General features: G+C 55.8%; 17 protein-coding genes. 2 read left to right on the forward strand and 15 right to left on the reverse strand.

Going from position 1 to position 21,504, the window contains the following annotated elements; translation table 11 throughout:
• The 13 genes from METLA_RS0108780 to METLA_RS21415 form a co-directional block, all read right to left on the reverse strand.
• A complete protein-coding gene (locus METLA_RS0108780) occupies positions 1–537 on the reverse strand; it encodes a GTP-binding protein (RefSeq protein ID WP_024298197.1) in 537 nt (178 codons plus the stop codon).
• A gap of 21 nt (positions 538–558) precedes the next feature.
• Positions 559–1,752, reverse strand: a complete 1,194-nt coding sequence (locus tag METLA_RS0108785) for a hypothetical protein (protein ID WP_024298198.1) — start codon at positions 1,750–1,752, stop codon at positions 559–561.
• Positions 1,753–1,755: 3 nt separating this feature from the next.
• Entirely contained in the window at positions 1,756–2,415 is a 660-nt protein-coding gene (locus METLA_RS0108790; protein WP_152539408.1) for a type IV pilus assembly protein FimV, read from the reverse strand.
• A 295-nt stretch (positions 2,416–2,710) separates the two neighbouring features.
• Positions 2,711–3,571, reverse strand: coding sequence for a 23S rRNA (adenine(2030)-N(6))-methyltransferase RlmJ (locus METLA_RS0108795; protein ID WP_024298200.1), 861 nt, complete (start codon positions 3,569–3,571; stop codon positions 2,711–2,713).
• Positions 3,572–3,574: 3 nt separating this feature from the next.
• Positions 3,575–4,369, reverse strand: coding sequence for an RMD1 family protein (locus tag METLA_RS0108800; protein ID WP_024298201.1), 795 nt, complete (start codon positions 4,367–4,369; stop codon positions 3,575–3,577).
• A 100-nt stretch (positions 4,370–4,469) separates the two neighbouring features.
• Positions 4,470–4,886, reverse strand: coding sequence for a hypothetical protein (locus METLA_RS0108805; RefSeq protein WP_024298202.1), 417 nt, complete (start codon positions 4,884–4,886; stop codon positions 4,470–4,472).
• A 290-nt stretch (positions 4,887–5,176) separates the two neighbouring features.
• On the reverse strand, positions 5,177–5,470 hold the full coding sequence (locus METLA_RS0108810) for a DUF6916 family protein (protein ID WP_036281605.1): 294 nt from the start codon (positions 5,468–5,470) through the stop codon (positions 5,177–5,179).
• A gap of 58 nt (positions 5,471–5,528) precedes the next feature.
• A complete protein-coding gene (locus METLA_RS0108815; protein WP_024298204.1) occupies positions 5,529–6,011 on the reverse strand; it encodes a GNAT family N-acetyltransferase in 483 nt (160 codons plus the stop codon).
• 3 nt (positions 6,012–6,014) lie between these two features.
• Entirely contained in the window at positions 6,015–6,347 is a 333-nt protein-coding gene (locus METLA_RS21410) for a DUF6916 family protein (protein WP_152539409.1), read from the reverse strand.
• A gap of 419 nt (positions 6,348–6,766) precedes the next feature.
• On the reverse strand, positions 6,767–7,288 hold the full coding sequence (locus tag METLA_RS0108825; protein ID WP_024298206.1) for a phage tail protein: 522 nt from the start codon (positions 7,286–7,288) through the stop codon (positions 6,767–6,769).
• 9 nt (positions 7,289–7,297) lie between these two features.
• Positions 7,298–7,801, reverse strand: a complete 504-nt coding sequence (locus METLA_RS0108830; protein ID WP_024298207.1) for a phage tail protein — start codon at positions 7,799–7,801, stop codon at positions 7,298–7,300.
• Positions 7,802–7,810: 9 nt separating this feature from the next.
• Positions 7,811–8,311, reverse strand: a complete 501-nt coding sequence (locus tag METLA_RS0108835) for a phage tail protein (RefSeq protein ID WP_024298208.1) — start codon at positions 8,309–8,311, stop codon at positions 7,811–7,813.
• 33 nt (positions 8,312–8,344) lie between these two features.
• Positions 8,345–14,788 (reverse strand): Ig-like domain-containing protein, encoded by a 6,444-nt coding sequence (locus METLA_RS21415; protein ID WP_024298209.1) that lies wholly within the window; start codon positions 14,786–14,788, stop codon positions 8,345–8,347.
• 533 nt (positions 14,789–15,321) lie between these two features.
• Here METLA_RS21415 and uvrA point away from each other — a divergent pair.
• Entirely contained in the window at positions 15,322–18,138 is a 2,817-nt protein-coding gene (gene uvrA, locus METLA_RS0108845) for an excinuclease ABC subunit UvrA (RefSeq protein ID WP_024298210.1), read from the forward strand.
• 150 nt (positions 18,139–18,288) lie between these two features.
• Positions 18,289–19,962 carry a sodium:proton antiporter NhaD gene (nhaD, locus tag METLA_RS0108850; RefSeq protein WP_029646548.1) on the forward strand — a complete coding sequence of 558 codons (1,674 nt, stop codon included), beginning with the start codon at positions 18,289–18,291 and terminating at the stop codon, positions 19,960–19,962.
• Positions 19,963–20,098: 136 nt separating this feature from the next.
• Here the strand turns inward: nhaD and METLA_RS0108855 are convergent, their stop codons facing one another.
• A complete protein-coding gene (locus METLA_RS0108855; protein WP_024298212.1) occupies positions 20,099–20,308 on the reverse strand; it encodes a Sec-independent protein translocase subunit TatA in 210 nt (69 codons plus the stop codon).
• 121 nt (positions 20,309–20,429) lie between these two features.
• Positions 20,430–21,491 (reverse strand): AI-2E family transporter, encoded by a 1,062-nt coding sequence (locus tag METLA_RS0108860; protein ID WP_024298213.1) that lies wholly within the window; start codon positions 21,489–21,491, stop codon positions 20,430–20,432.
• Positions 21,492–21,504: the final 13 nt, after the last annotated feature.

The following is a 21,504-nucleotide window of genomic DNA, read 5'->3' on the forward strand; positions in this document are numbered from 1 at the left end:
TTATTCAGCCAACCCCGGATCCAGCGAATAGAGCAGGGATTGCACGAGAAGCGACACATCGTTTCTGACTCTGGCATCCACAGCAAAAATCGGCGGCGTCAAACCGGCATCTTTTAACTGCACATGATAATCGGCTATCGTCGGCTTACTGCTCAAATCCATTTGGGTGACGCCGATCGCCACACTGGTCTTCGAGATAAAATCGCCGAAGGAATCGAGGAAGAATTTCATATCCTTGAACGGGTCCGCCCGGGTGTTATCCAGCAGCAGAACCAAACCAATGCCTCCGTTGATCAGAATATCCCACATAAAGTCGAAACGCTCCTGCCCCGGCGTTCCGTACAAATGAATTTTTTCTCCATCCGTCAGGTTCATCACGCCATAATCCATCGCCACCGTCGTGGCGGCCTTTCTGGACTTGGTCATGTCACTGGCGGCAGCATCGGTCTTAACCGGTGGAATATCGCTGATCGAGTGAATTGCCGTGGTTTTGCCGGCGCCTACCGGCCCTGTAAAAATAATTTTGTACTGACTCATGTTCGTGTCGTTCCGTTGTGCTTAGTTACCACGCAATTTATTCATGATACGGCTCAATAAGCCCTGTCCCTTGCTCGGCTTGACAGCCGGCGGCTGAATCAAATGATCGGCGTCTCTCTTTGCCTGTCCCATCAGGCCTAAGGCGCAGGCGGCGCTGGCGAATACAAACACATATTGCGGCTTGATATTGAGCACCTGTGCGACATTGGTCAACGTTCTTGGCCCTTGTATCAGTAAGGCTGCAATTCTGAGTGCATGCGGCGTAATCAGCAAACGCGTAAAATTGGGCCAACTTTTCAAATAGACCGGCTGAGTATAGTCTATTGCCCGCGGATAACGGCCTTTTGAAGTCCAGCAGGCCAGTTTCCACAAAAAGGCATCCATGCTCTGAAATTTGTCCAGCGAACCGCCGAGGCCCATCGTGTGCGAATTGACCGGAGTGATCGACATCTTGGATGCCGAGTTCGAATTCAACTTGATGCCCGCGAACGCACGCAACTGCGGATCATCGGCGTCAAGCCAGACCTCCAGGGTATGCGGAAAAATCATGATCGGTTTCCAACCCGATTGCAGCTGTAAAATCTGTCCCTTGGCCCGGCAAACCAAAAATGCCGATTGAATATAACCCTGAAAATAATCTTTCGGGTCATAAGCCGCATCGGCAAATTGTGCCGGATCGTTCACATCAACGTCCGTAAGCGAACCGATATAAGCCTGAAAGCCTTTTTCATCGAAGCGCATCGCCGTCTGATGCTTGGAGGTTTTTTTACGCTCATCCTGATCGATCGCATAGGTCTTGAGCGGGGGCGGTTCGGATTCCGCCTCATCTTCTTCGGCGTCAGCCGTAACCGGAACGGCTTGTTTTGCGGCTTTTTTCTTGGCAAGTTCCTCCCACAACAATTTGGCTTCTTTCAGCGCCGACAACATGTCATCGGTCTTCACCGGCTTTCTGACCAGAAGCGCTCCATCGTGCTTGAAATCCTGCAACGACAACACGATCGTCGGCCTTTGCCTTTCCGCCTGCAGATGCTGGGCCAATAAAATTTTTGCAGCCGGCGGGTCGCCATCAAAAATATCCACGTCAGCCTCAGCTTCACTGACAACGATCGCAGCCCCCCGGCACGGACCTTGCATAAACATCATCATGGTCTTGCAACTGCGGCTATCCATGCCGTGCAGGGCAACTTTTAATGGTCTCTTATTATGTTCCGACATTGATTAAACCTTTAAAAAATCTTGCAACTGCGCCCACTCAGGCGGCAGACTCGCGCCAAGACGGTTCAGCTCGCCATGCACTCGCTTAAACCCTGTCCGGTCACGGGTCGATCGATACAGCGACAACAGCTCGCCGTGCAATTCAGCGTGCTCCGGACGCATCAAAATAGCCTGTTCAAGCACACGGACCGCTTCATCCAACTGGCTAAACTCGATATAGTCCCTGGCCAGTTGCAAAGGATCTTGTTCGGCCTCGCTTGCCTCCTCGACCACTTGCACGAGCGGCGAAGACGACTGCAGTCCCTTGGTAAACAATGAAAAACGGTTGCAGGGCAAGGCTTCGATGGCGGCGCCCTCATTTTTCAGAAAATGCCTCAGGGTTTGAAACTGACTTTCGGTCAGCCTTGACCTGGACCCGAATATCATGCGCCAGCTCAATTCACGGCCCGCCTTGTTCAGTACGATCAACAAATCGATCAGCGCCGCATACAGCTGCTCATTCATATAATTGTTGAAGCAATAATGGATGCGCTCCAAATGCGCCCGCAATGACTTCGGCGCTCTGGAGACTCGGAAGGCCAAACGCTCCAGACGTTTGTCCACCGACAAATCAGGCCACTCGCGGAACCCGGCCGTAAATTGATCAAAAACGAATTCTAACACCGGAGATTCTTCAAAATTATGATTGCTAACGGTAATCAAGGCAGACCTCATCACATGGACAACTGTGTTATCAAAAGAATAGTCTGATATTAGCAATTTTCAATTCGGCTATCGATAAATCAGCCGGCTGCCATGGATATTGCGGATTACATCACAGAAATTAAATGTTAATTTGTTACTCTTTCGGTTTTGCCCATACGTTCGAACTCTGTCCCCATTACCATCCAGCCCACACAAAGTCCGCCCAGCCCATTGAAATCGCTGGGGGATTTGAAAACTCGGAAAATAGGGCGTGTTATGGCGCCGGCTCGGCGCCTTCCTGGGCCAGATTGACAATCCGGTGACCGCCCTGCCCTTCAGCACCCAAGATCTCAGCCAACCACGGCAACTCCAGGCGCATTTCGGCCTCCAATGTCCATGGCGGATTGATCACGACCATCCCGCTGGCCGTCATGCCATGGCCCTTGCTGTCCGGGGAGACAGCCAGCTCAAACAGCGCCACATCGGCGATGCCGCTGTCTTGCAGCGCCCGTTCCAGACGGCGGATACGTTGCCGCTCGACCACCGGATACCACAGCGCATAAATGCCGCCGGCAAACCGCCTGTACATCTTCTTCAGGGTTTCGGCGACCAAGCGGTAATCATTTGAAAGTTCGTAGGAAGGATCGATCAACACCAGACCGCGCCGCTCCTTCGGCGGCAACAAGCTCAGGGAGTCGGCCAAGCCGTCGGCATGAAAGGTTCTGATGCGGCGATCTTTTTTGACCAGCTCATGCAGAAACTTGAATTCGGTGGAATGCAGATCGTATAAGAACAGCCTGTCTTCCTTGCGCATCAAACTGGCCGCAATAAAGGGGGAACCGGGATAATGCAGCAGTTCCTTGCCCTGATTAAACTGCCCGACCAGATCGACATAGCGCCGCACGCCTGCCGGCAAATCGTCCCGCCGCCACAATTTTGCGATGCCGCTGTCAAACTCGCGGTTTTTTAACGCCCACTCGCTGTTCAGGGCATACATGCCCGCGCCCGCATGCGTATCGATATAGCAAAACGGTTTATCCTTCTTTTTCAGATGCTCGATGCAGTGCACCAGCACCAGATGCTTCAGCACATCGGCGAAATTTCCCGCATGGAAGGCATGGCGATAGCTCAGCATGGCTTAAAGCACCTTATCGTAAATCGTCATGCCGATCTCGAATGCGATCAGCCAGATGATGATCCATTCCAGCCGCGAAGAATGCCGATGGTTTTGTTCATCGGCCAGCATTTCGAATAATTCGTGAATCGTTTCGAGCTTTTTCGACAGCACGTCGGTGCGGGGCGCAATTTCCAAGTACTTGGCCGCGATCGAGTAATAGTCTTCGTATTCCGGGTATTCCCAGAAAAACTCCGGAATATCGAGCAAATCGTAATTGACGATGATGTCGCTCTTGGTCAAAAACAACTGGCCGCGGATTTTCGCAATGTCGCTGCGGCTGATATTGATGCGGCCTTTGTCGGCCAACGACTTCGGGATATAACTGGTGTTTTCGATCGTGCGCAGCGCCTGGGTTTCGAACGAAGCCAGCTTGATCGACTGCGCCATGCCCTGCGACAAGGCAAACATCAAAATCGGATCGGACGATTCGAGTTCGATATGATCCTCGACGATCCGCGTGGACGGACAGTCGAAAGCAAAAGTAAAATGATCTTCTTCGACTGACGGCAACGCCTGCTCCGCGTTGGCCAGCAACAAACGATGGATCACCGCCTGCCGTTCCGGACTGACATTCCAGTGCACCACCGCGCCATAGCTCAAAATGATCGTGTAGGTGTCATTCTCTTCGACCAGCAAGGCCCCCTTGATCAGGCGAATAAGACTCGAATCCGAGAGCACTTTCGCCAACGCATCGATATGGAAGCGGTGCGCCAGGCAATAGGCGACGCACCGTCTGACAGGGGGATTAGCCGACATCGAAGTTTCTCATTGGCAAGTAAAACCCCGGTAGCTTAACCCAGAGCCGAAAAATCGGCAAATATTGCGCACAATGCTACACACCAGATAAGAATGCCTGTCACTCGATGATCAGCAGCCAGCCTTTCTCATCTTCGCAATGCGATGATTTTGCGGAAGCCTTGATATCGATGCGAGCCGCCGTCTTGGTCAGATTAACCGGCAGCCTGCCCTTGACCAGAAAGTAGGGTTCCTTGAATTCAGCGGTCAACTCCACAGGCACTTTTTTGACCGTAGCGGACAACTGCTCGGGGCTGTCGATATTGAAGGCATAAAAAGAAAATTCAGAACCTGGCGCGACCTTCGCCAGATGCGGCGGATTAAAACGTTCAAGGCTCGCTTTCTGGCACTGGCTCGCACTGCCACCGCCGCCGCCAGACATACCGCCGTGCCCGCTATGATGCTCCGACGCCTGCACCGCGGGAATAGTAAGCCAGGATGAAACAGCGATGACGCCTAATAATCTCAATGATTGCATAAGTTTCCTCTTTTTATTGTAATTATAATGCCGATGCTTCCGCTGAAGCGGTACCTCCGGCCCGAAACGCCACTACGCTTCACGGCAGGATTACCATAAATGATCATTCCTTCTCGGCAATTATAATCGCAACCTTCCCTTTAACCGATACAACTTATTAAAATCCTCGGAAATACAGGTGTACTGGTTCATAGGATTTCGCGGCTATCCTGGCGCTAGTCAAAACGGTTTCGGTGCATTTTACGGCGGCATTCGGCAAGCGCTCGACAGAACGGAACGCGCGCCACCCCTCAGGTAAATACCGCCTCATACTGCAAGCCCACGGACTCCTTGCCGACAGGCACCAGAAAGAGATCCAGGCTCCCCAGTTGGGGTTGGCGAAGCCGATAGATGCGTTGCGCCAGCAGCGGCTGATGAGGCCCTTGAAACAGCAAGGAATAAGCCTCGCGCTGGCCGCTCAGACACCGCCCGAAACCGGATACGGCGATAAGCGTCATATCGACTGCATGTTGATCGTTGATTTCAACCTGAAACTCTTGATGTAGATAAGTTTCCCAGATTTCTTTTGTCAAAGTTTCAAGCACGGCGCGTTACACCTTTTTAACGTTGTCAATACAGTAAAAAACCAAGGGCTTCGGCGCTTTATTCGGTATCCGCAGCCCGCTCCATCAGAAGATACACGCCATGCTCGCCGATTTGTACGAAGCCCAGACGTCGATACAGCGAAAGCGCCTTATTAAAGCGCTCGACATGAATACGAACCGGCTTTTGAACCCGAGCCGCCTCGTTTAAAACGTCCTTCAACATAGCCGTGCCGATTCCCGCATTCCTAAATTCAGGTAATAGCGCGAGGTCGACAATACGAATCTCATTCGGCCAGCGCGCGATATAAAAACGGCCGACAGGCCGTTGATCGAAGAGAATAATAAAAAAATCGGCGTCAGCATAGTTTTCCTGATAATAATGATGTTGGGCGGAAAACTGCATCTCCAAGAAGGCGGCCTTCTGCTTTTCATCCCAATCCACGAGCGCCATTTCGTCAGCGCGGGTGCTGGCATAAACTGTACTCAGAAAGTCTCGGTCCGACGCTACGATTGGCCGAAAACTGATGTTTGAATTAGCCATCGCTTAAAGCAACAAGTTGAATTCAGCGCGGCAATAATTGCCCGGCAGATCGTTTCCGGTAGACTGCAAGTAAAGCTGCGTCGAGCCGGCAGTGGCATGATGAATCCGGCAAACCCCATTCGGCTGAACCTGATCGCCATCCAATTCGAAAACCAGATAAAACTGGTCGTTTTCGGCTGACAAAAAGACCGTTTCGGCTTCTACCAATTGCATGCGTGCACGGTATTTTTCCGGCGATTTGGGTTGGGTCACGATAAAAGATTGACCGACCAATGCAGCGAAAACCTGGTAATTGAGCTTGCCGTTCAAACTTCGGCGCGACCTATACTTTTTCACCAACCGCCCTGCACCGACCCCGCTCCCCGCATAGCCGACGGCGATTGCGCCGAGAATCATCCGCAAAAAGGTCCTTCTAGGTATACCCTTATTCATAAAAAATTTTGTCGCTGCAAGAAATTAATACATGCCTGATCCTAACGACCACGCCTCGGTTTAGGAAAAAGCTTAGCTCAAGCCAACTTCGTTCGCAAATTGTCCGAAGTATAATCGTTTTTGCGGATCGAGTAATCGGCTAGCCGCGAAGGGGTATATAAAAATCCGAAATGAATGCATGGCTCAAATACATCGGTGAAGGGCATGAGCCCTGCTTACCGCTAACCAGTAAACATCGCGGGTCACTTGTCATTGCTGATCGAAGCAATAGCTCTCTGCTCAGCCCGTCTTGATAAAAAATCAATGCTCGGGCGATGAAATATTTAACCCCGCGGAGGAAATATACCTTGCAGAGCAATGCAAAAGTTAAAGGTCAGATAAGGCATCATGTTGTTATGCGGCGTATTACCGCCGGCGGAAGTTAAGGCAACCGCGGCCGCATCGGCGTTTGGCGCATCTTGATAAAGTGTCCCACCCGTCGAGAGCGCAAAGCTCGCATTCGGGCTCACTGCATTCGTATCCGCAGGGTCAAGCGTATCCGCTAAGAGCGAGTGGGAGTGTGCCGGAATTTCCGACTCGAGCAGAGTGACTGTTTCACTGCCGCCGCTCTCGCCGAGATCGCGCAAAGACAGCCCCGGGCCTTGACCGGGTTGCATCGGCGCGCAGCCTTGCAGGTTCGGTAGAGCGAAAGTCGATTTGCCGTCGCCGCCATAGGTCGTCCCCAACAAAGAAAACAACGCGGTGTTCTGCGATAACGGCATCAATTGCCCGTTGCACCACGCCCAGCCCTTGGGAGCGAAATTGAACGGAAAAATACGGATTTCTGCTACAAAAGGATCGGCCATGTTTAACCCCTAGTTCTGCGAGGGGAAAATTCCGAACAATGAAATGATGAAGTTGATGCACAGATAAGGCTGGATATTGGTGTGCGGTTGGCTTCCGCCAGTCGCGGTAATCGCGGCCGCGCTCATGGCTCCGTTGGGTGTTTCATTGATGAAAGGGGTTACGTTGAACGAGTTCGCTGGCAGATTCCCGGTCGGACTGATCTGATCTCCGGTTAGGCCGACCGCCAGTAACGCATGCGAGTGGGCAGGAAGCTGCTGTGCTGTTAATGTCACTTCCTCGGCTCCACCGCTTTCGCCAATCACAAAACCGTTCCCCATATGTAGAGGAAGACGGCCGCGAAGGTCAGGCAGGGCGAACGTGTTCTGGCCGTCACCGCCGTAAGTCGTGCCGATCAGCTGGAATAGCACTTCGTTCTCCGAGATGGGTACCAGTTGCCCTTCACAGAGCATCCACCCGGCCGGGGCAAAATTGCCCGCAAACATCCGAATTTCACCGACATAAGGTTCAGACATAACTCTCTCCTAATTTTGCGAAGGGAAGATGCCTTGAAGGGCGATCGAAAAGTTGATCGCCAAGAAGGGCTGCATGTTCTGGTGTGCCTGATTACCGCCGGCGTTCGCTACCGAAGCGGGGTTCATCGTCGTTAAATTTCCGGGGGCATGATAGACATTATTGCCCCCGCCAAGTACCCGCCCGGTCGGATTGGCATTGCCGCCGCTCACCGAAGTCGAGACCGCAAGACCATGGGCATGAGCCGGTACCTCGGTGAGTGAAAGCGTATGGGCCTGTTCGCCGCCTCTTTCACCGAGTATGTGGCCGCTGCCCACATGAATCGGCACCCGGTCCCGGAGATCCGGCAGCGCAAAATTGGTCTGGCCATTGCCCCCAAAAGTCGTACCCAGCAACGAAAACAGCGCCTGATTTTGATTGATCGGCAGAAGCTGACCATTGCACAAAGCCCAACCTTTCGGCGCGAACCCAAAACTCATCAAGCGGATTTCACTGATAAATGGTTCAGCCATGATTCCTCCTCTCTGTTTTAAATTGAATAGCGATTAAGGTGAAGGACATGCCGTGCCGCCTACGAAACCACCACCGGGCGGGCTGTTGACCGTAGCGGTGCCTGCCCCTGAAACCGTGTTGTTTGCATTGACGAACGTAACGACCGCCGCCGTGCCCGTGGCACCGCCGCCGTAGCCGGGAAGCCGGACAGTCGTACTCTGGCGCTGCCGAAGCCGGTAGTCGCCGCCGCCGAACACGCCTGCCGCGGAATCGACATCGTTCTTCAGCGCACCCGCGCCCCCGATCTGAGCACAGATCTGGAAGTTGTCGCCCGGCGTGATGCCTCCGTTCAGGTTGATGCCTTGAACAGGGAAGCCAATGGCGGCATTGTTGCCCGCGTTCGCCATCGTGTTACCGGTCACGATGGCGTTATAATTACCGCCCTGCACCACCCCGGCACCGGTCTGGAGGAGCAGCGCGTCGTTGTTGTACTGGAAGAACTGGTTGCCGGTGATGGCCATCGTCATCGTGCCGCCGCCGGCGGTTTGTACTTTCAGATCCGAACCCTCGCGCGAGCCCGAGTTAGGCACCGCGGCCACGCCAATGGTGTTGTTGGCGAAAGTCCCACTCAGGCTTCCCGCACCGATGTCCTTGACGATCAAGACCGCGTGCCCGACCGCGTCGCGGAAGGTATTGCCACTGACGTTCATCGTGAAGACGCTGGTACTGCCGCTGCCCAGCGTGACGCCGCCACCGCCTGTACTGATGGCCGGCTGGCTATTCGACAGCGTGTTGCCGGTGAAAACCAGGTCGCTGCCGCTACCGCTGCCGGGGACGCTCATCTGAAACAGGTCTCCACGGGATGCGGTAAAGGTGCTGCTGTTCACCGTAACCTTGACGACCGACGATCCTGCCGCCTCAATACCGATACCGTCATTGCCATCACTCGTACTGTTAGCGCCGATGGTGGTATTCGTGAATGTCAAGCGGTCCAGCGTCCCGCTTGTGTTCACTACCTTGAAGTTATCTTCGAAACCTCCGCTGATGTTGGAGTTTGAGATCGTCGCCGTTCCGGTCAACTCGGTAAAGCGCACGCTGCCTTCGTCCGCGACGGCGTTATCACCGTTGACGCCGTTGATTACCGTATTATCGAGGGTAAAACCCATCACCGACGAACCGCGGATCGCAAAGTCCGAGAAACCGTTCAGTTGCATTTGGGCCAGGGAAACGTTTCGGGAGTTGGTTAAACTGATTCCTGTGGCACCGTTCTGAATCGTGCCGCCGCTGCCCGCCGAGCCGGTGCCGGTGACCGTAAAGCTACCGTTTGCCGTATTGACGGTGTTCAGCACGATACCGTTGACGGCGCCGTTGCTCATAACGGAAGTCAGGCTTACCGTGCCGTCAAGATTACTGAGATTTACAGCGCCGGCATTTGTAGAAGCCACGCTGACTTCGTTAACCGCCACACCGCTGACCGCTCCTGTCGCATCGTTGATGCCGATGTTGCCGCCGGTCGATAGATTGAAACCCTGGGCACGTACATTGCTGCCGTTCAAAGTCAACGTGCCTTGAAGCAGCGGCCGCGTGCCGCCTATCGCCGGCCTTGAAATCGTTCCTACTGGCGGTGTAATGCCCATCAAGGCATCGAAGGTATTCGTCGGCGAATTCGTAGCGCCCTGGCCGATCAACCATTGAGCCGTAGCTTGGGCGCTATCGCCGGCGAGACTGACGCCGACATTTGAAGCCGTGGTTCCCGAATAGACGAAGATACGGTGGTTGACGCTCGCGCCTTTGGCTGCAGTTGCCGAAGCCAGGCTGTTGAATGGCGTTGACAAGCGCCCGTCGCCATTGCTGCCCAGCGCGGGGTTGACAAACCAGATGACCGGGCCGCTGACGTCGAGAGTAATGCTCGCCGCAGCGCTGGTTGCGGCAGGCCCCGGACAGCCGTCATCCTTGACGGTATAGTTGACCGTTGCAGGCCCCGTAAAGCCGACATTCGGCTCGAAATCGAAGGTGCCCGCCGCCAGATTGACGTTCGAGACCGTGCCGCCGCTCACTTGATCGATCGAGGCGACAGAAAAGTTTGGCGAACATCCGTTGCTGCCGGCATCGACATCGGTTACGCCGGTCAGCAAGGCGGCATCGATGCCTTCCCGCTTCATATTTGCCTGTACGGCAATCCCGGTTTTGCTCTCGGCCAAGGGAGGATCATTGACGCACTGGACCGACACGCTGACGGTCGCGGCGGAATTGCCGGGCGCCAGCATGTAAGTGAAGGTATCCGGGGTGCCTGAAATGCTATTGCAGTAGTTGAGCTTGGGCTGATAAAACAGGTTGCCGCCGACAACCGAAACCACCCCGTTCGCTGGCTGCGTCGCGGACGCGACGTCAAGGGCACCGCCGTCGATGTCCGTATCGTTGCCCAATACCGCGAGCTGGGTGGCGACGGCATCCTCGCCGACCGACACGTTGTCGGCAACAGCCTCCGGCGGATCATCCACCGCGTTCACGGTGACCGTGAATTGCCGGGTTTGCGACGTATCCACTCCGCCGTTGTCGGTGCCGCCATCGTCCTGAACCGCAACGTCGAAGGTGGAGGTGCCGAATGCATTGGTGGCCGGCGTATAAGTCAGCGCGCCGTCGGCGGCCACACTCGGCGGTGCGCTGAACAATCCGGGATTGCTGACTTGACCGACGCTATAGGCGCCTACCTTTTGTGCGGCTTCATTGGCGGCGCCGGGGCTGAACGTCGTCACCCAATTTGCAACGGACTGAGCGCCGGCATCCTCACCGGTCGCCGGCGGATTAGCGGCATTGAAATCCGGCCTGTCGTTGACGCTATTGACTGTAATCGTGAAACTTTGCGCGACGGAGGTGTCTTGTCCGCCATTTGTCGTACCGCCGTCATCGGATAAGGTGAGGGTGACCGTGGCGCTGCCATGGGCATCCGGCGCCGGCGTAAAGCTCAATTCGCCAGACGCCGATACAGCGGGCCCCGCACTGAATAGTTCGGGATGGTCGTTTCCGGTAATGTTGAATGTCAGCGCTTGTGTAACACCGGCATCGGCGTCGTCGATTGCCGTAGCCCAATTGGAAACCACAACGGCTCCTGCGTCTTCATTTACGCTCGGTTCGGCTCCCTTGGTGAAAGTCGGCGCGTGATTGATCATGCCCACGGTGACGCTCAATACCTTTTCAAAAGCCAGAGCGCCCGCATCGGTGCTGCGCACCCGGATGCTCAACGGAGACTGGGCCGAGTTCAACACCGCCGCGGTGCGCAGTTCATTGCCGCTGATTTGGAACAGGGCATTATCGTTATTTCCTGCACCATCCACCAAGGCATAAGTATGCATATCCAACGCATCGGCATCCGCACTGCTCAAAACCCCAACCAGGGTGCCCGCCGGCTGAGCCTCGGGCGCAACGGCCGCAGACAGTTGGATATCGTTCGGCGCATCGTTGGCGTCCGACACTTCGATCAAAAGCAACTGTTCGACAGACAAACCATCGGCATCGGTGCTGCGCACCCGGATGCTGTAACTGTTTTTCGTTTCGAAATCGAAGGCGGCCGCCGTTTGCAACTGATTGCCGACAATCTGGAAGGCCGCGTTATCCATATCACCGGCGCCGCTTACCAGCGCATAAGTATGCATATCGCCGGTATCCGGATCAAGCGTGCTGAAATCGCCGATCGCCGTGCCGACAGGCTGATTTTCAGGCACACTCGCCGCGCTCAACGAAATGCCCGAGGCAACGGGCGGATCATTGACGCAAAGCACCGACACGCTGACGGTCGCGGTGGAATTGCCCGGTGTCAGCGTGTAAGTAAAGGTATCCGGAGTACCGGAAATACTGTTGCAATAGTCGGGCTTGGGCTGATAAGACAGATTGCCGCCGACAAGCGTAACCACGCCATTCGTCGGCTGCGTCGCGGACGCGACGGCAAGGGCACCGCCGTCGATGTCCGTATCGTTGTCCAATACCGCGAGCGGGGTGGCAACCGCATCCTCGCTGACCGACACGCTGTCGTCGACCGCCACCGGCACATCATCCTGCGCACTTACGGTGACCGTGAATTGCCGAGTTTGCGATGTATCCACGCCCCCATTGTCGGTGCCGCCATCGTCCTGAACCGCAACCTCGAAGGTGGAGGCGCCGGACGCATTGGCCGCCGGCGTATAAGTCAGCGTGCCGTCGGCGGCCACGCTCGGCAGTACGCTGAACAAGCCGGGATTGCTGACTTGACCGACGCTGTAGGCGTTTGCCTTTTGCGCGGCTTCATTGATGGCGCCGGGGCTGAACGCCGTCACCCAATTTGGAATAGTCTGCGCGCCGGCATCCTCGTTGACCGCCGGCGGATTCTCGGCCGTAAAATCAGGCCTGTCGTTGACGCTATTGACCGTAATCGTGAAGCTTTGCGCGGCGGAGGTGTCTTGTCCGCCGTTTTGCGTGCCGCCGTCATCGGACAAGGTGACGGTGACCGTGGCGCTGCCATGGGCATCCGGCGCCGGCGTGAAGCTCAATTCACCATCCGGAGATAGCATCGGGCCGGCACTGAACAGTTCGGGATGGTCGTTGCCGGTTATATTGAACGCCAGCGTTTGCGCAGCATCGGCATCGCCGTCGCTGATTGCGGTGGCCCAATTAGGAACCACAACGGCTCCCGCGTCTTCATTCAAGCTCGGTTCGGCTCCCTTGGTGAAAGTCGGAGTGTGATTGATCATGCCCACGGTGACGCTCAACACCTTTTCAAAAGCCAGCGCGCCCGCATCGGTGCTGCGCACCCGGATGCTCAACGGCGACTGGGCCGAGTTCAACGCCGCCGCGGTGCGCAGCTCGTTGCCGACGACCTGGAACAGGCCATTATGCGTGCTCCCTGCGCCATCGACCAAGGCATAAGTGTGCGTATCGCCCGCGTCGATATCCGTACTGCTCAGCACCCCGACCACGGTTCCGGCCGGCTGCTCCTCGGGTGCGACGGCGGCGGACAACCGAATATCGTTCGGCGCATCGTTCGCGTTTGATACCGCGATCAGCAATTGCTGTTCGACCGACAAGCCACCGGCATCGGCGCTGCGCACCCGGATACTGTAACTGTTTTTCGTTTCGAAATCGAAGGCGGCGACCGTTTGCAACTGATTGTCGACAATCTGGAATGCGGCGTTATCCGTATCACCGGCGCCGCTTACCAGCATATAACTGTGAGTATCGCCGGTATCCGGATCGGTCGAGCTGAAAGCGCCGATCGCCGTGCCGGCAGGCTGATTCTCTGCGACACTGGCAGAACTCAAGGCAATAGCGGTCGGCGCATCGTTGGCATCTTGCACCTCTACCGTAAACTGTTTCTCGACAAAGCGGCCCCCGCTCTCGGCGCTACGCACCCGAATACTGTAATTGGGTTTCGTTTCGAAATCGAAAGACGCCGTCGTCCGCAACTGATTATCGATGATCTCGAACGCACCGTTGTCCGTATCGCCGTCACCGGCTACCAGCGTATAGCTGAACGTATCGCCCGCCTCCGCGTTGACCGTCGTAAAGTTACCCACGGCGGTAGCGGCGGGCTGGTTTTCGATCACGGTGAACGCGCTCAAGGCGATGCCGATCGACAAATCGACCTGTATGTCGTTCAGTCTGTTCCGCGCCAAACCGAAATCCGCACCTTTGAACACGACGACCGGGTTATCGCAGCTTGCAATCGGCAACGACAGCATCGACGAGAAATCGCAACGCAAAATGTCTTCGTTCTTCCCCGTGGCCGATCCGGCATTGAATTTTCCCTGGGTCGTCAGGTAGAGATACGATCCTCCCAGATGAGCGCCCTCGACGTCTTCGCGGCTGTGCGTCAATCCCGCCTTGCTTCCGTCAAAAAAAAGCTTGAAACTGCCGCTGGTTTCCGCGCCGGTGCTGCCGATAAATTTGACCAAATCCTGTTTTCGAGCAAGAAAAATCTGTCCGCTGTCCTTATCGAGCAACTTGTTTCGAATGTTGGTACTAAAAATCAGGTTGCCTTCCTCATCCAATGTCAAGGCATCGATATTTCCTTTTACCCCGACATCGGAGCCGTCGAAATATAACTCAAACGCTCCTTTAGTCTCGGCGGCTCCAGGTCCTGATTCCGTGTCCCAGTTGAATTTTACGATATCCGAATTTCGTATTCTGATTTTTTGCCCGCCGATATCAAGCTTTTGGCTGACCGCGAAAGACAGTAAGAGATAATCGTCGGCAACATAAAATCCATCGATTCTTTGTCCGCTCAAACCTACATCCGAACCGTCGAACAAAATTGACCACTCGCCGTTGTCGCCGACCGAGTTGTCGAATTGTAAAATATCTTCATTGGCGAATTTCAGGTTGCCGATTTCCCCGCCCGTCCGGGTTACAACATAGTATTTATCGGCCATTAAAGGCGAGGTGGCCAGCAGCGCGACCAAACTCGACAGGATCCGTTTGCGTGCGACAGGTGTTCTCTTGCGGTTTTGTTTGAGAAAAGTCGGCATGATCTATCCGCTCATTCGAGAAAGTTGATAAAGGAGTGATTCGCTCAAGCGATAATATGAATTGTTCTCAGACAGCAACGCCGCCTATTACTCTATGAAAAATAGAGTAATAGGCGGCTCTATATCGAACGATTAATATTTTGAGCAAGCCAGTAACTCACTAGCCAAAGATTTTTCTAACAGAAAACTACTTGCCAGAAAACCTGTCAAGAAACTTTTGCCTGCATTGAACTTTTTCAGAATAGCTTAATTATCGGATCGCGTTCATAAATTTAACGGCAATGAGGCCAGAGGGATATCGTTATTCATAAAATACCGCCATACTCGCCGGGGAGCGGAACAACTGCATGGGTGTGGATGGCGAATAACAATGAGGCTGAATTTCGACAAATTAATTTTGACCCAATCCGAGTTGACGGCGAAGCGGCAATCACCGCGGCATCCGCAACCTCCTTTTTCTGTCGCCCCCTAGTTTGAATTAGCCTCCTTTTGATCGTATAGTATGAAGCTGACCAGATACACGGAATTACTTGATGGACACCATTAGCATCCGCGGCGCCCGTACCCATAATTTAAAGAATATCGACCTCGACCTGCCCCGCGATCAGTTGATCGTGATTACCGGGCTGTCGGGGTCCGGCAAATCGTCGCTGGCGTTCGACACGATTTACGCGGAAGGCCAGCGGCGCTACGTCGAATCGCTGTCCGCCTACGCCCGGCAGTTTCTCGCGATCATGGAGAAACCGGACGTCGATCATATCGAGGGACTTTCGCCGGCGATCTCGATCGAACAAAAATCGACCTCGCACAATCCACGCTCGACCGTCGGCACGATCACCGAAATCTACGATTATTTGCGGCTGCTGTATGCCCGCGCCGGCACGCCGCGCTGCCCGGAACATCAGGTGTCGCTCGAAGCGCAGACAATCAGCCAGATGGTCGATCTGGTGCTCGCGCAGCCCGAGGAGCAGCGCTGGATGCTGCTGGCGCCGGTGATCAGCGACCGCAAGGGCGAACACAGCCAGCTGCTCGAAGACCTGCGCGCGCAAGGCTTCATCAGGGCCCGGATCGACGGCACGGTGTACGAACTGGAAGAAGCGCCGGCGCTGGATTTGAAGAAAAAACATACGATCGAAGTGATCGTCGATCGCTTCAAGATTCGAGGCGACATCGCCTTGCGCCTGGCCGAATCGTTCGAGACCGCCCTGCGCATCGCGGACGGCATGGCGATCGCGGCCTGCATGGACGACGGCACCGAACTCTTGTTTTCCGAGCGTTATGCCTGCCCGCACTGCGGCTACAGCCTGACCGAGCTCGAGCCGCGCATCTTTTCGTTCAACAATCCGAAAGGCGCCTGCACCAGCTGCGACGGCCTCGGCGTCCGCGAATATTTCGACCCCGAGCTGGTCGTGCACAATCCGGACATCAGCCTGGCCGGCGGCGCGATCCGCGGCTGGGATCGGCGCAACGCTTATTATTATCAGATCATCTGCGGCCTCGCGAAGCATTACGGCTTCGACCCGGAGGTGCCGTTTGCAGAGTTGCCGAAAGAAATCCAGGCGATCATCCTGTACGGCAGCGGCGAAGACGAAATCGAGTTCAAGATGGTCGGCGAATTCGGCTTCTCGAAAAAGAAGCGCCACCGCTTCGAAGGCATCATCGCGATCATGGAGCGCCGCTACCACGAAACCGATTCGCAAATGGTGCGCGAGGAGCTTGCGAAGTATCTTTCGCAGAAAGCGTGCGGCGCCTGCGACGGCGCGCGGCTGAATCTGTCCGCGCGCAATGTGTTTGTCGAAGAACTGCCGATTCACCATCTGACCCGTTTTCCGATCCGCAAGGCGCTGGCATTCTTTGAACAGTTGAATCTGCCCGGCAAGCGCGGCGAGGTCGCGGCCAGGATCGTCAAGGAGATCCAGGAACGACTGGAGTTTCTGGTCAATGTCGGCCTCGATTATCTGACCCTCGACCGCAGCGCCGACACCCTGTCCGGCGGCGAAGCGCAGCGCATCCGGCTCGCGAGCCAGATCGGCGCGGGCCTGGTCGGGGTGATGTATGTGCTCGACGAACCGTCGATCGGACTGCACCAGCGCGACAATCAGCGCCTGTTGAATACGCTGTTTCGCCTCCGCGATCTCGGCAATACGGTGATCGTGGTCGAGCATGATGAAGATGCGATCCGCGCCGCCCAGCATATCGTCGATATCGGCCCCGGCGCCGGCATCCACGGCGGCCAGATCATCGCCCAGGGCACCCTGGAAGACATTCTGGCCAATGAAGCCTCGCTGACCGGGCAATACCTGTCCGGCAAGATCGGCATTCAAGTGCCCGAGACGACCACGCCGAATGACAAGGACAAACAGATCGTGGTCCGCAATGCGCGCGGCAACAACCTGAAGCATGTCGACATTGCGTTTCCGGTCGGCCTGTTGACCTGCGTGACCGGCGTCTCCGGCTCCGGCAAATCGACGCTGGTGAACGACACCCTGTATTGCCAGGCCGCGCGCCTGATCAACCGCGCCGGCGCCCTGCCCGCGCCTTGCGATGCGATCGACGGGCTGGAGCATTTCGACAAGGTGGTCGACATCGATCAAAGCCCGATCGGCCGCACGCCGCGCTCGAACCCGGCCACCTATACCGGCCTGTTCACGCCGATCCGCGAGCTGTTCGCGGGCACCCCGGAATCCCGCTCGCGCGGCTATACCGCCGGCCGTTTCAGTTTCAACGTGAAGGGCGGCCGCTGCGAAGCCTGCAAGGGCGACGGCGTAATCAAGGTCGAAATGCACTTCCTGCCCGATATTTTCGTGAACTGCGAAATCTGCCACGGCAAGCGTTATAACCGCGAGACGCTCGAAATCCGCTTCAAAGGCAAGACGATCCATGAAGTGCTGGACATGACCGTCGAGGACGCGGCGCAATTTTTCAGCGCGATTCCATCCGTCTCGCGCAAACTGCAAACCCTGACCGAGGTCGGCCTAAGCTATATCACGCTGGGCCAGAACGCGACCACCCTGTCCGGCGGCGAGGCGCAGCGGGTCAAGCTGGCCAAGGAATTGTCCAAGCGCGACACCGGCAAGACGCTTTATATTCTCGACGAGCCGACCACCGGCCTGCATTTTCACGACATCCAGCAACTGCTGACCGTGCTGCACACGCTGCGCGATCACGGCAACACCGTGATCGTGATCGAACACAATCTGGACGTGATCAAGACCGCGGACTGGATCGTCGACATGGGCCCCGAAGGCGGCGACGGCGGCGGCACGCTGGTCGCCGAAGGCACACCCAAAGACATTGCCGGCAATCCGGCCTCTTTCACGGGGCATTATCTGCGGCGGTTTTTCGAGTGACCGGAGCAGGGGCGGCCATAGCCGTTACTTCTCTAAACAAACCCTAGTTTACGGACATTCACGCGCAGACAAGCGTCCCGTTAACGCGATGACGCACACGCCGCGATTTAATATAATAAACCCAGCATTTCTGTCATTTATCTCGGACCTATGTATTCTGAAATTTTATTCCGTTTATTTGCCTTCCCGACAAATTCGAATACTGGCGCCAACACAGCCTGCACCTGGCGCCGGAGCCACCGGCACGGATTGGTTAGCCGCTTTTCACATCCTGCCAAAGCGATTCTGATCATTTTAGGGCTGCTGTCGCCGGCGCTGGCGTTCGCAGCCGAACAAGCCGCTACGGCAAGCACCGAACAGCCTTTGAACCTGACCCATCATTGGGCAGGCTATATGATCGTGCTGCTATTCACGATCGCTTATATTCTGGCGATGCTCGAAGAAGTCACCGAGCTGCGCAAATCGAAACCGATGGTGTTTGCGGCCAGCCTGATCTGGGTCATCATTGCGATCGTTTACGCCGGCGGCAGCATGACCGAAAAAGCGGCCATGGCGTTTCGCACAACGCTGGAAGCCTATGCCGAGCTGTTTTTGTTCATCCTGGTGTCGATGACTTACCTGAATGCGATGGAAGACCGCGGTGTATTCGAACGCCTCCGGGTCTGGCTATTAAACAAAAACTTCAATTATCGCCAATTGTTCTGGATTACCGGCTTTCTGGCATTCTGGATTTCCTCCGCCTGCAACAACCTGACCACGGCCCTGTTGATGGGGTCGGTGATCTTGGCGATGGGTAAGGACAATCAACGCTTCATTACCCTGTCCTGCGTGAATGTCGTGGTCGCCGCCAATGCCGGCGGCTCATTCAGTCCTTTCGGCGACATCACGACGCTGCTGGTCTGGCAAAAGGGCGTCGTGCCGTTCGGGGATTTCTTTTCGTTGCTGGTTCCGGCGCTGATCAATTTCATCGTGCCGGCTGCGATCCTGTACTTCTGGATACCCAAGGCCTGCCCGGTGCCGATCGAGGAATCGCAACCGATGCAGCGCGGCGGCATCGTGATCATCTTCCTGTTCATCCTGACCATCATCACCTCGGCCTGTTTCGAAAATTTTCTGCATCTGCCGCCGACCGCCGGCATGATGATGGGCTTGACTTACCTGAAGTTCTTTAGCTATTACCTGCAAAAAGTCCCGCCCAGACAAAGCCCGGTCGAAAAAGACGCCGAAGAATACGAAACCGAGAAGCAAATCGAACAAGATCTGGCGGTCAAAAATCTGACCGTGGTCAAGGAAGGCTATATCGACTATTTCGGCCCGATGAAAATCATGAACCGTATGGAAGAATGGGAACACAAGAGAGAACGGCATTTTGACATGCCCTTTGATGTCTTTTCGAAGGTTGCCAATCTGGAATGGGATACCCTGCTGTTTTTTTACGGCGTCATGCTCGCGGTCGGCGGCCTGAGTTTTGTCGGCTATCTGGAGCTGACCTCGCAACATCTGTACACCGGCATGAACCCCACCATCGCGAATATCCTGGTCGGCTTCGCTTCCGCCTTCGTCGATAACGGCACGATCATGCTCGCGGTGTTGACGATGGCGCCGGATATTTCGCAGGGGCAGTGGTTGCTGGTGACCCTGACAGCCGGCGTCGGCGGCAGCATGCTGGCAGTCGGATCGGCCGCCGGGGTGGGCTTGATGGGGCAGACCAAGGGTCTGTATACCTTCACCAGCCATTTAAAATGCACTCCGGCCATCATGCTCGGCTTTTTTGCGAGCATTGCGGCACACTTCCTGATCAATGGCCGTTTTTTTGTAGAGTAAGCTCTGCTCTGTCGGGTTCGGCTAGGGCCGCGGTAACTGCTCCTGCGTTACCCTACCTTCTGCATCCATGCAGTCGTCGGTAACTGCTCCTGCGTTACCCTACCTCCTGCATCCATGCAGTCGAACCCGACACGAATCATTCCTCTTTCTTGCGATCGGTCACTTCACCGTCGATCGCCGAACCCGATTCCGTTTCGTCCTTATCGCTTTCGCCGTCCTTGACCGCCGAGCGGAAATTTTTGATGGCGGCGCCGATGTCAGAACCGGCGTTTCTGAGGCGCTTGGTACCGAACAGAACGACCGCGATGCCCAGCACGATCAATAATTTAGTAACACTGATTCCCATCTTGAACACCTTCGTTAAATTGACAAGTCATCCACGATCCCCGGGCGAGCCGCCTGTTCGCGGCACGTCCCCGTGAATCGTTTCCGTTTTATTTTACCGCATCGACCATTAATCGCGTTTTCTATTCGTCCTGCCGCTGTTGCTTGATCCAGGCCTGCCAGACCGACAGCAGCACCGCCAGAATCACTGGCCCCAAAAACAAGCCGATCGGACCGAACGCGGACAAGCCGCCGAGCACGCCGAACATCACGATCAGGAAAGGTACGCGGCTGGCGCCGCTGATCACCAACGGACGGATCACATTATCGACCGTGCTAACGACCAGAAAGCCCCACGCCAAAAGGCCCAGCCCCTGCCAGAGTTGGTCGGCGGCGATCAATCCAACCCCCAACGGCACCCAGACCAGCGTCGCGCCCATCGGCACCAGCGCCAAGAGCGCGGTCACCGCACCGAACATCACCGGCGCCCTGACGCCGGAAAAAGCATAACCGAGGCCTGCCAGGATGCCCTGCCCCAATGCCGCCAGCACCAAACCATAGACGACCGCACGGGTCGTATAACCGGCCGCCTGCAGATACACATGCTGGTATTTGCCGAGAAAGCGGACCAGGCCCTGGTGCAGTTGCTGGACCGCCTGATCGCCGTCGCGGAAGCAAAAAAACAGCATCACCAGCATCAGGCAGAGCTTCAGCACATATTGACCGATGCCGCCGATAAACTGGGCCGCTTCGCCGAGCCATTGCTGTGCCCATGCGGAGATCTGCGCGGCCATACCGGCCCGATCGCCGATCCACTGATCCAGTTGTTCCTGCAGATAGGGGCCGAGCCAGGGTATTTTGACCAGAAATGCGGGCAACCGGTAAGCGGGGTCCTGAAGATTGTTCACGACCGCCTGGTACGCCAGCTTGATTTCGCCCTGCAGCAGATCGGCAAGCCCGTACAGCGCGAGCAGAATGACCGCCGAAATGATACTCGACATGACCGCGGCGCTCAGCGTGTTGCGATGATCGAGCCTCCGCCGAAGCCAACGGTAGGGCGGCCACATCACATAGGTAACGATCAGGGCCCAGGCGATCGTCTGCAAAAACTCGCGCAGCACCAGGTAACCCAGCCACACGAGACCGGTCAGCAAAATGCCCGGTATCAGGAAGCGGGTCGGCTTGTCGGGCAGCAAAGCATTCATCGCTGAATTGCCG

Source organism: Methylomicrobium lacus LW14 (assembly GCF_000527095.1).
Classification (GTDB): domain Bacteria; phylum Pseudomonadota; class Gammaproteobacteria; order Methylococcales; family Methylomonadaceae; genus Methylomicrobium; species Methylomicrobium lacus.